We start from the raw sequence: 15,183 nt of genomic DNA, 5'->3' as shown, positions 1-15,183 counted from the left end.
TCGACCGGTTCCGCCACCCTTTGCACAAGGAGACGCCTTCGCCTACACGGGTCGTGGAGAGTATCAAGCGCTCGTGGACCTGGAAAAATTTGGCGGTATGCCCCAGGGAAAATTGCTGATTGGTCTGCAGCACTGGTGGGGAGAATACGGTAATGTCAGCCTGCGTACGGGCGCTTTTGCTCCCGCCATCTTTCCCGCAGCTTTGCCACCCGTGCCTGATCGGGAAGGCGTCCCAATGCTCACCGATTTTGTCTTTACTCAGCCACTTTCGAAAGAACTTGTTCTCTTTGCGGGCAAGAAGAATGTGATCGGTGCAGTAGACCAGGATGATTTCGCGGGAGGAAATGGTATCGCGCAATTCATGAATCAGGCATTGATTGCCAATCCTGCTTTTCTTCTGGCATTACCTTACTCGGCCATGCAATTCGGAGCGGTCAGCCCGCGTGAATGGGGAGCCATTACAGTCTTCGCGATGGATCCACAGGACCAGACACGCGAGTTTCTGCGAGTGGACGATCTCTTTTCCAAGGGGATTATTCTGGGCGGTGAGGTGAAAGTGAAAACCAACTTCTTCTCGCTTCCCGGTGAACAGCACGTCGGCGGACTGTGGAAGAATGTGGAAATGACCGACTTGCAATTCAATCTACCACCTCCAGGCGATTACCCGGAGAAGCCAGTCCAGGGCTTTGCAACGCGCTGGGGTTCATACACGCTGTACTATGGATTTGATCAGTACCTGCAGGTTTATTCAGAAGAAACCAAACGGGGTTGGGGACTCTTTGGAAGAGCATCCATCAGCGATGCCAATCCCACACCGATCCATTACTTCCTGAGTTGCGGAATCGGTGGATATAGTCCCTTCGCCCATTGCCGTGGTGATACCTTTGGTATTGGTGGCTTTTATGTGGGAGCGAGCGATGAGTTTGGTCCGATTCCACAAGCTCTGTTTGGCCCACGCGACGGCATGGGGCTCGAAGTCTTTTACAATTTCCAACTGACTCCTGCCGTTAACCTGACGCCAGATTTTCAGGTCATTCGGCCAGGCACGTCTCTTGGTGATACCGCATATGTCGCCGGTCTTCGACTCAACATCAAATTCTGATGATGTGTGATGGCGCCTTTTGCTCAAGGCGCCAGATTAAACCGTACGCCGTTTGATGCTGGAAAGGGCTTCTGAAGTGTCTCGGAGGGGCGTTCGCCGAAGAGCCGCCGATACGCACCGGCGAACCGCCCCAGATCCCAAAAACCCAGTCGGAAGGCAATCCGGGTGACGGTCGTCTCGTCGGGACAACTACGAAGAAGTAGTTGGCGGGCTTGATGCAGACGATAACAGCGAAGGAACTCTACTGGCGAGAGGCCATAGCATCGTTGAAAGGCGGTTCGGAGAGTTCGTTCCGGAACGCCATTTTGTCGAGCCAGGTCTGGGATGGAGAGAGAGTTGTCAGCATGACTCATGGCAAGTTCTACCGCTGCCTTCGTTTGCTCATGCCAACGAACGAAGTGACCTCTTGTGGAAAGTTGAGACCTCGTGAAAAGATTCTTCGCTGCCAGCAGTAATTCAGTTTGAAACGAGTCCAAGGCAACGGGGGAACCCAGAAGCTGAGGTCGGGATTCGGCAGCCGAGAAGAAACGATGAACCAGCGATGTGAATTGTCGAGTAAAGGGTGGCGGCGGTTTGAGCAGTTGGGGTCTGGCGGAGGATGCAAACTCTAACTCTTGCGCTGATTCAAACAATAAGGGAGTCTGAATCGTTACCGTGAGCCAGGCATGAGCTGGGTGGCAGACAAGGCAAAACTCGCGTTCCGGTGGGGCCAGGAAAACCTCATCCCTGGTCGTTAGTTGTCCGTTGGTGTGGCCCGGCCTCGCTTGGTGGTAAAAAGTCCACCCATCGCTGCCAGTTACCCCCTCTGCAATGCTGCCACCACCTTCGTAACCTTGTTGAACGCGTATGGAACCGACGGTCGCGTACTGCAACGTCCATTTGGACTCCTCTCGGCAACTCATCCGCATCGTCATGGACGCTTCCCGTATAGCGTCGGTGAAGGCTTCGTATTCGGTGAAGGTGAGATGTATCATCTTAATCCCGAGCGCGTCAAAGCGCGTATCCGCCGCTTATAGCCATACCTGCAAGTGGCCGAAAATACGTAGACACCACTATTTTATCGGCTTACCTTTATAAGAGACATTTCAATCCAGAGAACGATATTCGCTAGTTTAACCTTCCCTAGATTCAATTTTCATTCACGAGGAGAATGCGCGTGTTCCGGTCACTGCCAGTCAGATGGGTGTGTTCCCTTGCCAGGACCGCACTGGTTCTCGGTTGTCTCGTCGTCCCCTGCCTGACGCAGGCCGTGACCGCGCAGGACAAGACGCCCGGCGGCCAGCCGCTCCCCGGCGCCAAACAATCCGTGCCCGATCTCGAAGAGCAGGTCGCTTACCAACGCGCGTTCGAGGCCGTGGTGTGGGCCATGCCGGCGTCGGCCATGCAGCGGTTCCGCCAGGGAGTGCTCGCCCTGCCGGGCGTCGAAGACAACGTCATCCTGGCGTATTCGGACACGTTGCGGACGAAGCACAAAGCCATCACCGCCAACACGGCGACACCTTACATCGCAGCGGTGACGGACCTCCGCAAGGGGCCGGTGGTGCTGGAAGTGCCTGCCGTGTCGGAGAAGGCCAGCCTGTACGGCCAGGTCGTCAACGCCTGGGAAGCCACCATCGCGGGGGTCGGACCTGTCGGGGCGGACAAGGGGAAGGGCGGCAAGTATCTGCTCATCCCTCCCGGGTACAATGAACAGATTCCCGACGGCTATTTCCCGATCCGAAGTTCGACGTACCGCATCGTCCTGGTCTTTCGCTCCATCCCGGCGAAGGGGGCGACGGCGGCCGATGCTTACGCCTACACGAAGACGCTGAAGATGTACCCGCTGGCCGATGCGGCTAACCCCAAGCCGACCAAATTCGTGGACGGGCTGCCCATCCCCGTGTACACGCTGCCCTACTACGACATCCGCGCCCTGCAGGACATCCACGACATCATCAGCGTGGAACCGGTTGAGCCGCGGGACAAGGTGATGATCGGGATGCTGGCCACGATCGGCATCGAGAAGGGCAAGCCGTTCAACCCGTCGCCGAAGATGAAGGCGGCGATGGAGCGGGGCGTCGTCGATGCCTACCACTACATCCAGAAGCTCACCCGCGACCTGCACGAGAAGAACCTGTGGTGGCCCGATCGTAAGTGGGCCTTCGTCATGGTTCCTGACGAGAATCGAGGCTTCGAGTTCGTCAACGATCGGGCCGTGGAGGTGGACAAGCGGGCCGCCTGCTGGTTCTTCTACACCTTCTACCCGGCCGTCCTCGACGAGAAGGCCGGCACAGTATACCTGGCGCCAATCGCCGACACAGACGGCAAGCCGCTCGAGGCCGGCAGCCTGTACCGCATCCGAGTCCCGAAGGACACCCCTGCCAAACAGTTCTGGTCGATCACGGTCTACGACAACGCCAACTGGGGCTTCATTGATAACCCGCAGGATCGCTCCGGCTTGGGGACGTTCGACAAGGACAAGATGAAGGTCAACGACGACGGGAGCGTGGACATCTACGTCGGTCCGAAGGCTCCGGAAGGCCTGGAATCCAACTGGATCCCGACGATGGACAAGAAGCCGTACATCTGGCTGCGGCTGTACGGCCCCGACGAGCCGTTCTGGAAGAAGACCTGGAAGCTGCCGGACCTTGTTCGAGTCAAATAAAATGCTTGCAGCTCACCGGTCGCAATACAATGATCGCGGCCGGTGAGTGTTATTGTGTATCCCCACATCTCTCTTCAAGGGTTTAGCTTCTATGACTTTCGTTTCCCGCTGGGCCAGGTTGAGTCTGATCCTTGGCTGTTTCGCCAGCAGCTCGCTGCCGACTGCTTCGATTGCGCAAGATCAAGGCAGCTCTGCATCCATTCAGCATCAGGCGAAAATCGCTGCCCTTCCGTTCGTGGAAAACCGGGCTGCGGCGGAGTCGGCACAGGCCCTCCGCGATGAGATGCTCTACCACCGCGCTACCCAGACGTACCTCTGGGCGATGCCGCTCATCAACACCCTCGGTATGAAGGCCGGTTCGGAGAAAGTGTTCGGCGAAGGATACAACGTCCTGCCGGTGTGGAAGAAGCGGCTCGATGCAAAGACGCTGGTGACCACGCCGAACTCGGACGTGATCTACGCGATGAGCTACGTCGACCTGGGAAAGGACGGCCCGCTGGTGTTCGAGGCCCCACCCATGATGCAAGGCATCCTATTGGACTTCTGGCAGCGGCCGATCCCCGTCGATGGCGGCAAGTACGCCGGCGACGTCGGTTTCTTCGGCCCGGACCAGGGGAAGGGGGGCAAGTTTCTGCTCCTGCCACCAGGGTACAAGGGCGACGTGCCTGAAGGGCACTTCGTCTACCGCTCGGGTACCAACAACGTGTTCATCTTCCTCCGGGCGTTCTACGCCGATGCCAGCAATCTGCAGCCGCCAGTTGACCTGATTGAGAAGTCGAAGATTTACCCGCTCAAGGGCGAGGCAAAGGCCATGAAGTTCCCTGACGCCTCGGGCGTGCCTGCGAACATGCTCCCCCGCAGCGACTTTGGCGCATTCGAACAACTCAAGAAACTGGTGGACGCGGAAGGCCCGCATCTGGCCGATTCGGACTGGATGGGCATGCTCGCCGGCTTGGGCATCGTGAAGGGCGAGCCATTCAACCCCGATGAGCGGACTCGGGGCATACTCGACCGCGCGGCGAAAACTGCGTACAAGATGAGCCGGGTAAACGCATTCGATGAAGTTGTGTCTGGGCGGTCGCTCCGCATGTACCCCGAGCGACGATGGATCAACCCAATGGCCGACGCGACTGCCGAAAACCCGAGCGGCAAGCTCGACCTGAATTGGCGGCGCGTGGACCGCGGCGGGGCTCTCGATGTCAATTGCCGGCCGTGGTTCTTCTCCAACTACTACGCGGTCAGCCCCGGCATGCTCTCGCAGATTCCGGGCAAGGGCGCGTTCTACGTCATGGCCTTCACCGATAGTGACGGCGTAGCGCTGACCGGCGGGACGAACTACAAGGTGACCTTACCGAAGGACGTGCCTGCCGCGAACTTCTGGTCGGTGACGCTGTACGAGGCCGAGAACGCCTCAGGGCTTGCGAATGGCCAGCCGTTCCCGTCACTCGGGTCGCGTGACAAGCCGGTCCAGAGTGAGGACGGTAGCACGGACCTGTACTTCGGGCAGAAAGCACCCGAGGGCAAGGAGAAGAACTGGCTCGCCACGGTGCCCGGAAAAGGGTACTTCGTCATTCTGCGCCTCTACGGGCCAACAGAACCGGCGCTCACGAAGACATGGAAGCCGGGCGACTTCGTGAAGATGAAGTGATAGTTCACTGTCAACATGGAACCCCGGCAATACCCCTCAAGCTCGGGCCCCTGGTCTGGTCGTACTGGACCTGACCAGGGTGTGACCACGTGAAGGGGGTTTAGTTGTACTCTTGGCGTGGTTCGTTGGTTTGCGTCTTCCCATGAATCGGAACCGGTCCCACGGTGCGTGTGGCTCGATAGTTGTGGTAGCTGGTTCTCGTGATAGTAGACAAACTTCTCACAAATCCTGGCGACTATCCAGAGGTTCAGATCGAATCCTCCAACAGTTTGTAACGCTGACGTTTCGACAACTTGAAGCCCCCCGGCATCGTTAGACGGAGTACCGGCAAACGATGTTACCCGAGCCGATGGCTAATGGTCGTTTGCCATAGTTTGATGGAATTATGGCTGCCTATCAGTTTCGACCACTTACTTCGTGCGTGGCTCGGTTCACTCACTTATTCGCCAGAATATTCATGATATCCCCGTCCTGCACGATGTACGTTTTGCCTTCCAGGCGCAGCACGCCTTTGGTCTTGGCTTCCTTGAACGATCCGACTTTTTGATAATCGTCAAAGCCAATTACTTCCGCTCGCACAAACCCTGCCGATAGATCGGTATGAATAGCGCCGGCTGCCTGCTGGGCATTGATGCCCTTGGTAATCGCCCAACTGCGGCATTCATCTTCGCCACAGGTCAGGAACACGATTCTACCCATGCCATAGAAGATGCCACGCAGGATTTTATCTTTGGAAAACTCAGTAAGGCCCAAGTCTGCCATGAAGCTCTTGCGTTCTTCTTCGCTGAGTTCCACCAATTCCTGCTCGAGTTTGACCGGTGCTGCCAGGGCATTGGGTGAATGTATGAGCAGATTGGGCGGAATCGCCTGCCCGGCATCGCCCTGATTCACCAGCACCAGTTCGGGCTTCAGCGTGAGTAACTGAAACGCACGCACGGTCTTGGATTCCGTTTCGTTCAGATCGAGCTTGGAAAGCTGCTTGCCTGCTTCGAGTTCTACCACCACTTTGCGGAGCGTGGCCAACTCCAGTTCATCAGCTTCTTTTTCCTTGGCGGGCTTGGGCTTCTTCACCTGTGCTTCCAGCTTGGGAATGCGGTTGGTGACAATTTCCAGATCAGCCAGGATGCAGTCAGCCCGGAAGTTGTCGAGTTCCTTGACCGGATCGCCGCCGAACCCGTTGAGTACTACGAGCAAGCCATCTGCTTCACGGATCATCGCCAGCCGGCGCGGGTTATCCTTGGTATCACCCACGAGCAGGCCCGGCGTGTCTACCACTTCCAAGGTGGCAAACGTCGTCTTCTTCGGTTTGAATTGGTCGCTGAGCCAATTCAGTCGGCTATCGGGAATGCGAGCAACGCCTGTCTGGCCACGCTGGGCCGCTGCCGGGTCGTGAGCAACGCCTGTGAGCCAGGTGAATACCGTACTTTTTCCTGAACCAGAATAACCAACCAGGCCAACTTTCATGGGAATTCCAAATAGCTATCAGCTTTCAGCCGTCAGCTATCAGCCAGACGACTTAACTGGGTAATGATGATACAACAACCATTACATTACAGACTCATCGTTCGTGCTGACAGCTGATAGCTGAAAGCCGACAGCTTTAATCCATGCAGAAATCACCATTAAAAATCGGTCCGCTGTCGCTCGCCACTCGCTATGCCCTCGCACCGCTGGCGGGTTACACCAATGTTGCTTTTCGTATGGCAGTTCGCGAATGTGGCGGGCTAGGCTGGGCCACCAGTGATCTGGTCAACGCTCGCGGCTTGCTCAAGGGCACGCCGAAAACAATGGAATTGCTCGCCACCGCACCCGGCGACAGGCCGCTGGCCATCCAGATTTACGGCCCTGATGCAGCACATTTATCCGCTGCTGCCCAGTGGCTGGAAGGGTACGGCATCACTGCGGTCGATATCAACATGGGTTGCCCGGTACACAAGGTTACCAAGGGTGGTGGTGGCTCGGCTATGATGTGCAATCCTGATGCTACAGTTACCCTGGTCAGTGAAGTGGTCAAAAGTGTTCGCATTCCCGTCACGGTGAAAATGCGACTCGGCTGGGATCCCACCACCTTGAGTGCACCCTACTTCGCTCGTGCCTTTGAAGACGTAGGCGTAGCAGCCATCACCATTCATGGCCGAACGCGATCACAGGGCTTTGGCGGCAAGGTCGATCATGCCGGCATTCGCAAAGTAGTCGAAGCAGTGAAACAGATTCCCGTTCTAGGCAACGGTGATGTTCGCACCATTGCTGACGCACAGAAGATGTTTCATGAAACGGGATGTGCAGCCATCGCCATTGGCCGGGGTGCGTTGCTCAACCCCTGGTTCTTCACACAACTGAAGCATTACGATGAAACAGGCGAAGTGTTGCCCTGTGCCACCAACCGCGAGCATCTACGTTTCATGGTAAAACACTTTCTCAGTTTAGTGCAACTGCGCGGAGAATGGTTCGGCTGCCTGTCGTTCCGCAAAATGTGTGGCTGGTATGGCAAAGCTATCCCGATGGGCAAGCCATTGCAGATACGCCTGGGTATGGTGAAATCGGTTGCAGAACTGCACGAGATTGTTGCTGAGATCGAAACAACCGTGGGCGAACATCTCGATGAACCATCGAAGCTGGAACACGCCATCAAGGTGCCGAGCGGGCCGAATGAGCGGTGGTAAAAGTTTGAAAGCGGTTAGCGGTGGATGGATGTTAACGGTGCAGCCCCGAAGGGGCGACCCGATGTTAGCCAGGGGCTTTAGCCCCTGGAAGAAGATCGTTAAACTCTTCAAGCCCTGAAAGGGTGCTCGGGATGAGCGTTCTATTTCCAGCGCCCCATTCGGGGCTTTTCACCCGTTTTGGATTTTACCGGTGGCTTGCGCCACCGGCTACCATCCGACGTCCCTCACGGGACTAAGACCTCGCTGGATTAAGACACTCCCACTTGTGTTCAAATGACATCCACTATTCTCACTTCCTGGCATAACTCACACGAACGTCCTTATTCACAACAAGCTCCTCCGGCCAGCGGCCTGCCAGCAATTCGACCACGGCCTTGGCTGCCAGCTCGGCCATATCGATTCGTGACTTGGTATCAGTGCCGCCGGTGTGTGGAGTCATCACGATGTTATCGAGTTGATAAAAAGGATGATCCTTGGCCGGTGGTTCCTCAGCAAAAACATCCAGCCCGGCACCAGCGAGCTTACCGTTCTTGAGTGCTTCCACCAACGCGGGCTCATCAATCAATCCGCCTCGCGCGGTGTTAATCAGGAAAGCAGTAGGCTTCATCATCGCGAGAGTCTGCCGATTGATGAGATGCTTGGTTTCCGGCGTGGCGGGTGCATGCAGGCTGACGACATCCGACGTCTGCAACAGGGTAGGCAGGTCAACCAGTCGAATGCCTTGTTGTTTGACAAATTCCTGATCCGGCTGCACCTCGAAAGCTTGCACCTTCATGCCGAAGGCTTGTGCCCGCACGGCAATTGCTTTACCAATGCGACCCAAACCAACAATGCCCAGCGTGCTGCCTCGTACCGGAATGGTGACATGGCGATGCCAGATGCCTTGCCGCATCTGCCGGTCGTCCGTGGTGATCTGTTTGGTCAACGCCAGCAGCAGAGCGAAGGTGAGTTCTGCCACCGTTTCATGATTGGTGCCTGGTGTGATAGTGACTGCTACGCCATGCCGGGTGGCAGCAGCGACATCCACCGCATCGTAACCCACGCCCACCCTTGCAACCACCTTCAACTGAGGATGGGCTGCAAATACCCTTTCCGTGTAAGGCTCCATGCCGGCAATTGTTGCATCGATGCCATGCAGCAACTGGATCACTTCTTCTTCCACCAGTTGATGATCCCAAGGCTCCGGCGGCGTGACGATTTCAATCCCGGCTTTACGCAACAGGGCCATGTGCGGGCCATCGTGATGGATATGTTTGAGCGTGGTCGGTGTAATCAGAACGCGAGGCATGATTTATCCTTCCAGGGCCAGCACCGCTGCAGCCAGTGCAGCCGTTTCCAAACGCAATATGGCAGGGGCCAACGTGACTAACTTCCAGCGATGCTCCCTGGCCAGCAGGATTTCATCCGAAGTCCAGCCACCTTCAGGCCCGATGGCAATCATAGCCGACTTTGCATGGTTCGTGAGTGAGATTCTCTCATTCCCCGACGCATCTGCAACCAGGCGAAGATCAGGCAGAGTTGAATCTGTCACTACATCCTGCCAGCTCATCATCGGTTCGATGGACATCAGCACATTGCGGCCACATTGTTTACACGCTTCCACCACGTAGCGATTCAGCTTGTCGAGCTTCCCCTCGCCCGGGTGAATTACGCTTCGCTGGGTTTTCAGTGGTATGAAACGATGCACGCCCAGTTCAGTTAGTTTCTCGATCAGAAACTGGGTACGATCACCCTTGGGGACCGGGCAGGCAATGGTGAGGGAAATGGAGCGTTCACGAAGTGGAGTGTGTATCGAAAGTACCGTTACCTGCACCAGGTTTTTCTGAACGCTCTCGACGCTGGCGGGGTACTCGTGGCCATCGCCATTAAAGAGAACGATGGAGTTGCCTGGTTTGAGGCGCAGAACCTGGGCCATGTGATGTGCTTCTGGCCCGGTAATGGAGACCGGGCCAGGCGACAAACTTTCAGCAACAAAAAAACGCTCCGACATGCTGCTAACATAGCGGAGCGCCAGCATATGTTACACCACATTCTTCCGAAACCGATTGAACAACAACTGAAACAGCAAAGGCAGCAGCAGTTGCAGCGCTATCAGCAGAAACGGCTGACCGACAATCAACTCCTGATCAGCCCGGCTGAACTGCTGCAATCGACGCATCAATCGTGGATGCTCCTTCAATATTTCCCGCGATGCCTCTGGAAGGTTGGCAAAGCTGGCCAGATATTGGCTCAGCTCCGCGGCACTCACGGGCAATTCACCCGCCAGCAACAGGTCACCATCACTGCCTACCAGAAGTGTGCCTTCCGAACTGGCGATGGCGTCAACAATCCGCTGAAATACATCATCCAAATGGTCGAACAGCAGCTTGTCAATGTTGCCTGGCGTGATGATGGCCGGTTCGAGCAGTTGAGCCCCTTCCACCAGCCATCTTCGCAGTTTGACTTTATCCAGCAGACTGGCATCAAAACGAACGAGCGAACCGAAATTCCACGGCATAGGACACCTCACAAAAAAGTTCAAATAAGAAAAAGGGGACGTCGCAACGTAAAGCCGAGCGGGCCAGTCATGGCATAAGTCTCTCGACCGGAACGACACATGCGTTGCACCGTTTCCAGAGGCACCAGGAACTGGTTGCCATTGAGAGCAATTGGGCCATTGCGGCCAGGTACTGTAATTGGCTGACCAAGATATCCACTGCCATCGGCTTTGCCATCCCACGAGTTGTCGTAACGCAGCACGCGAGTACCACCAGGCAAAGTGAATCGTCCACTCCACCCGGCACAATGAGCCCAGCTACCGATAGCGGAACAAATGCCATCTGATTGCCGACGCATCGAAAAACCCTGGTTGGAGCAATGCACCACCGGGTGTAGCTGTCCGATCAGGTGCCAGGCATCTTCCGCGTGCTCGCATAAGGTCATCTTCTGCAGCGGGTGCAGGCGGGCATCATCCTCAATGCTGTCATCCACGCCCTGTTCGCCGTACAGTGCACACCGCTCCAGGCGATAGAAAGATAAATCCACTCGGCCATACGGCTTCATGAGCAGTACGCCATATTCGAGCAACCACTCTGCAGCCCACGAGCCAACGGAGCCATCGCCGCCACGATGGAGCGACGAGCCATGTTTCAATCTGCCGATCTCATACCGCGAGCTGCCGTAGATCGGTTCGATGGCGACATCAGCGCCGGGCCAATCAATCTCGCGGGCATAGGCCATCATCGCCAATGTGAGCGAAGCCATCTTGGCGTTGCCGAAACCAACACAGAAACCACGCGGGTTCTGGTTCAGGCTGTTCCAGCGCTTGCCGGTCACCTGTTCGTAGAGAACACACAGGTCAACGTCGGCATCGTCATCCTGCTGGAACAACTGCGGCGCTGCCTGGCGAATGGTCGGGTCAGGTTGCGATGCAAAGAACGCTTCGGTGTGTGCCGGGTCAGCCCAGCGTCCAAAGGAAGGTAAGTAAGTCATGGTGCAATCACCTCCAATGCACGGGCGAGACGGGCAAGAAACTGTTGGGCTGCTCGACGGGTTTCAGGTGTGAGAACGACTGCATGGTCGGCATCGGTGATCATGAGATAAGCAAGCCATTCCTGGCGGATGCACTCACGTAGCGCGGGCAGAGTCTTGTCTGCTTCAGGAATGCCTGCCTTGAGACGGGCGTTGTTGAGGTGGGTGTCTAGTTCTCCAACAGTCTGGACAGAAGTAAGCGAATCGCGTGAGGCGGTTTGATAAACTTCCGCTAAAGCCAGCAACCAGGGTTTCGATGCCAGTCCGGCTTGTTGATCGCGTTGAAAGGCGGTTCGCAACGCTTTCACCAGTGCATCATCCACAGGTGGCGTGGGTGGCATTGGAGCCGGCCCACCCACGCTCACCTCCACTTGATCAACCAGCTCCGGCGGCTGATCCGCCTTGGCCCCATTACGGATCACCATCACCGATGACTGGCCAGGCTGAACTCCGATGACAATGATCCACGACACGGTGCGAGCAGGAAAATGATGCAGCCTGGCAGTCGCTTCTCCCCGCCGTTTCATCCAGATGGCCAGGGTCTGCTGCGGTGCAACGTGAAGCGTCTGCACACAGCTTGTCTGAGAAGTCAGCCAGAGCAGTGGACCGGTTACACTTGGCGCGGGTTCAATGATTTCAAACTCTCCAACCGCCAGTGACAGTGCCTTGACACTGGTACGTTGCAGTGGAGCAGATGCATCCCCTGCCCTTTCGCCGATGGTCACCTGGGCTTGCAGGCACGCAGGCCACAGCAGCCAGATCAGCCAATACCTCCAGCACATGGTTATTTCTCCGTTGAGTTTTGCGTGGGTTTGCCGAGCAGTTCCTGTTTCACACCAGACCAGCCGTGCAGGCGTGCTGCCCGCTTGATACGGAGCGCCACGATGCCGAGAACTTCCCAGGCCAGCCAGGCTGCAACCGCAAACAGAAAACCGAGGATGAAACAGGCTTCAGCAGAAAGAGAGGAGCCAAACCAAGTGACCAGAACATAAGGCGTGACAGCCAATGCCGTTGCTACTGAAACTGCAAAGCTGCGAACGATATGAAACAGACCCGTAACCTGACGCAGGGCTACCGCTACATAACCACCCAGGATGGCCCCACCAGCAACCCAGAGAAAGTTCAGACAATCCCGCAACACGGTAGGATGTTCCGGCGACAGGATAGCCTGGGCCAGCACCAAGAGCCGCGTCCGCTCTTCAATCTGCGTGGCCACCCCCGCCCCGACGAGGGAACAGAGCACCACCAGAAACGTACCCACCACCGGCTGCTGCACCATGCGACACCTCCCCCTCGGAATGGGAAAACGCCACTGGCGTTCTCTACCGGTGCTGAGAAGTCGCGAGGCGAAATCGGACAGCGAAATCAATCACTCTGAATAAGTGCAGGCAGCATCGAAAGATGAGTGAGACGTAATGTGTTGTTGGTGAAATGTAGAGCCGTTCCGGTTTTAGCTCCGATAGGAGCGTTGGATATTAGCCAGGGGTGACCGAAGGGAACCCCTGGTAAGAAGTCAAAATGAATTCTCCCAGCACCCTGAATGGGTGTTGGTTCAACCCTGATGAAGACTTGAAAGAAATTGTCCAAGGTCAGTTTGTGCAATTTCTTCTCTAGACATTTCGGCTGCGATCTTCCAATTCTCTTCTTTCGACCAGTGTGGTTCGAGGGCCTTTAGTTTTTCAAATGATTTGAGTGCTCTGTAACTTTCACCCTTGATGGCCTTGACCGCTCTGTCAGTAAGGTAATTCTCGGATGCTCTGTAATCGAGTACCTTAGCATTGATGCCGTTCTTTTTACACATTGCTAGAAATGCGTTTCTCCTTGGATCAAGTTCCTTATCAGGGCCGTCTTTCTCGCTATCGATTAATGCTGCAACGTTTTTACAGATGCGTTTGAGTTCAACTATCTCATATTCACGATTTTGATCAATAAGCGAGTTGCCACACAATGGAATCAATAAGATGCGGTGATCCGAATGCAACTTACGAAGAAACTGCTGCATGGTGCGCACATCAGTGACACCTTCAACGAGAAGGATTTTTTCAAACCCTAATGCTTGATAACTGGAGTAGCTCAGTTCGCCGAGAAATGCAGGTAGATTGGGAGTAGCATCATATTGTGTTACTGTGCTGACTCCGTCACTTAACTTTGTAACCGAATAAATGGTATCAGCACATGATCTAGCTAAGCCGACGTTATGAGTGGAGAAAAGCACCCCATGTGTTGCGATTTTCCCTAATTCGGAAATGAAATCTAGTTGAAGTGAAGGATGCAAACTTAGTTCTGGTTCATCAATCATTACGTAGGATGGTTTTTGTGCAGCAGTGTTAACTAGAACCAGAATAAGTTGAGCAATGCCAGATCCCAACTCGTGTAATTTGTAAGGGCGGTCATTTATTACAACTTGAAGCGTTCTTCCTTCTGCTGCGTTGATACTTAGCGAATTAAATCCAAGCAGTCGTTTGATCGAGTGTTCTACTTCGATACATGCTCTATTGCCAGATTTTGTGTTTCCATTCTTCATTCGATCCCATTGCATGACAAACTGGTCACCGACTTGGATATCGTAGTATTGATCATTGCCTCCAATATTGAGAATATTTCTGAACGCACCAATATAAATCACTTTTGTTAGAATCGAGAATCCTTGAAGAATAGACGCAACCGAGCCGAATTGAGCCGATCCTAAACTTAGCTCCATTCCTGTCTGCAAATTCCAGTCGTTACCCGCTTCGAAAGATACAACGACACCATTTATTTTTGAAACTCGCACGTGTTGATCAACGCGAGAAAAAGAAAGCTCGATACTGCTACCCATGCCACTGATCTGAAACTGAAATTCACAAGATATGTCTCGTTCATTCTGATCATGAAATATCTCAGAAGGATCACGTAAATTTAGGTAACCTCCATCTAAATTCTTTTTTTTGAGTGACTGTAATAATGAAGCTTGGTTTTTCAATTGGTCGTACCGATTCCGCATCTCATATAGAAATCGAAAAACCGCAGATTTTCCTACATTATTGACACCTAGAAAGGCAGACCACGTGCCTTCCCTAAGCGAGAATTTAGCTGGGTATCTATCCGGAAAGCAACGATAGTTTTTAAGCGTCACATCGATTTGCATTTGCTTACTCCTCATCAACGATCATGCTATAAGCGACATCACATTCTACAAATTTGTCCACAACACCCCTTCAGGGTGCCAGGTGAATTATTTCAATTCCTCAACCAGGGGTTCCCTTCGGTCACCCCTGGCTAATATCCGACGCTCCTTACGGAGCTAAAACAGGGGCCTGCTTACTTCATGCGCGGCTCCTTGCATTTTCGCAACCCATACCACTGTTAAACTGTAACGATTATTCCACTCAGACGTACCCAAAAATCATTCGTTAAAATAGTCAAGAAATACCCGCAACGAATGTGTTTCAGCCTGCCTGCGCAGTCTGCAAAGTTTAGCTAATCCTCCCCGTTATGCTCAATCCGTTTTGTTGCACATGCATTTTCAAGAAAATGTGTAATTCCGGGGTTGCATCGCTTGAAGTCATACCCCTTCCTACCCCATGATGTATCTGTGTGCGGAAGATGCTTCCCACGGAACTTGAGCAGAAGTAGG

General features: G+C 54.6%; 13 protein-coding genes. 4 read left to right on the top strand and 9 right to left on the bottom strand.

Going from position 1 to position 15,183, the window contains the following annotated elements; translation table 11 throughout:
• Positions 1-1,102: carbohydrate porin (locus JNJ77_06285; protein ID MBL8822179.1), on the top strand; the 1,102-nt coding region annotated here is incomplete at its 5' end.
• A gap of 23 nt (positions 1,103-1,125) precedes the next feature.
• Here JNJ77_06285 and JNJ77_06280 read toward each other — a convergent pair.
• Positions 1,126-2,076 carry an AraC family transcriptional regulator gene (locus JNJ77_06280; protein MBL8822178.1) on the bottom strand — a complete coding sequence of 317 codons (951 nt, stop codon included), beginning with the start codon at positions 2,074-2,076 and terminating at the stop codon, positions 1,126-1,128.
• 176 nt (positions 2,077-2,252) lie between these two features.
• Between JNJ77_06280 and JNJ77_06275 the strand changes: the two genes are divergently transcribed.
• Together JNJ77_06275 and JNJ77_06270 are read left to right on the top strand one after the other, a co-directional pair.
• Positions 2,253-3,746, top strand: a complete 1,494-nt coding sequence (locus JNJ77_06275; protein ID MBL8822177.1) for a DUF1254 domain-containing protein — start codon at positions 2,253-2,255, stop codon at positions 3,744-3,746.
• A 91-nt stretch (positions 3,747-3,837) separates the two neighbouring features.
• On the top strand, positions 3,838-5,394 hold the full coding sequence (locus JNJ77_06270) for a DUF1254 domain-containing protein (GenBank protein MBL8822176.1): 1,557 nt from the start codon (positions 3,838-3,840) through the stop codon (positions 5,392-5,394).
• Positions 5,395-5,829: 435 nt separating this feature from the next.
• On the opposite strand, the gene ychF is transcribed toward JNJ77_06270, so the two are convergent.
• Positions 5,830-6,858, bottom strand: coding sequence for a redox-regulated ATPase YchF (ychF, locus tag JNJ77_06265; protein MBL8822175.1), 1,029 nt, complete (start codon positions 6,856-6,858; stop codon positions 5,830-5,832).
• A gap of 143 nt (positions 6,859-7,001) precedes the next feature.
• On the opposite strand from ychF, the gene dusB reads away from it, so the two are divergent.
• Positions 7,002-8,057, top strand: coding sequence for a tRNA dihydrouridine synthase DusB (dusB, locus tag JNJ77_06260; protein ID MBL8822174.1), 1,056 nt, complete (start codon positions 7,002-7,004; stop codon positions 8,055-8,057).
• A gap of 289 nt (positions 8,058-8,346) precedes the next feature.
• Here dusB and JNJ77_06255 read toward each other — a convergent pair whose 3' ends face one another.
• The 7 genes from JNJ77_06255 to JNJ77_06225 all read right to left on the bottom strand — a co-directional run bounded on the left by JNJ77_06255 (position 8,347) and on the right by JNJ77_06225 (position 14,694).
• On the bottom strand, positions 8,347-9,345 hold the full coding sequence (locus JNJ77_06255) for a phosphoglycerate dehydrogenase (GenBank protein ID MBL8822173.1): 999 nt from the start codon (positions 9,343-9,345) through the stop codon (positions 8,347-8,349).
• A gap of 3 nt (positions 9,346-9,348) precedes the next feature.
• Positions 9,349-10,047 (bottom strand): 16S rRNA (uracil(1498)-N(3))-methyltransferase, encoded by a 699-nt coding sequence (locus JNJ77_06250; GenBank protein ID MBL8822172.1) that lies wholly within the window; start codon positions 10,045-10,047, stop codon positions 9,349-9,351.
• A gap of 30 nt (positions 10,048-10,077) precedes the next feature.
• Positions 10,078-10,554, bottom strand: a complete 477-nt coding sequence (locus JNJ77_06245) for a hypothetical protein (GenBank protein MBL8822171.1) — start codon at positions 10,552-10,554, stop codon at positions 10,078-10,080.
• Between the two features lie 20 nt (positions 10,555-10,574).
• Positions 10,575-11,528 (bottom strand): hypothetical protein, encoded by a 954-nt coding sequence (locus JNJ77_06240; GenBank protein MBL8822170.1) that lies wholly within the window; start codon positions 11,526-11,528, stop codon positions 10,575-10,577.
• Positions 11,525-12,349, bottom strand: coding sequence for a hypothetical protein (locus JNJ77_06235; GenBank protein MBL8822169.1), 825 nt, complete (start codon positions 12,347-12,349; stop codon positions 11,525-11,527). The genes JNJ77_06240 and JNJ77_06235 overlap by 4 nt, the downstream gene beginning before the upstream one ends.
• Before the next feature lie 2 nt (positions 12,350-12,351).
• Complete coding sequence (locus JNJ77_06230; GenBank protein ID MBL8822168.1) at positions 12,352-12,846, bottom strand: hypothetical protein; 495 nt, start codon at positions 12,844-12,846, stop codon at positions 12,352-12,354.
• 273 nt (positions 12,847-13,119) lie between these two features.
• On the bottom strand, positions 13,120-14,694 hold the full coding sequence (locus JNJ77_06225; protein MBL8822167.1) for an AAA family ATPase: 1,575 nt from the start codon (positions 14,692-14,694) through the stop codon (positions 13,120-13,122).
• Positions 14,695-15,183: the final 489 nt, after the last annotated feature.

It is taken from the genome of Planctomycetia bacterium (assembly GCA_016795155.1).
Classification (GTDB): domain Bacteria; phylum Planctomycetota; class Planctomycetia; order Gemmatales; family HRBIN36; genus JAEUIE01.
This window is presented reverse-complemented; position numbering and strand designations above follow the sequence as displayed.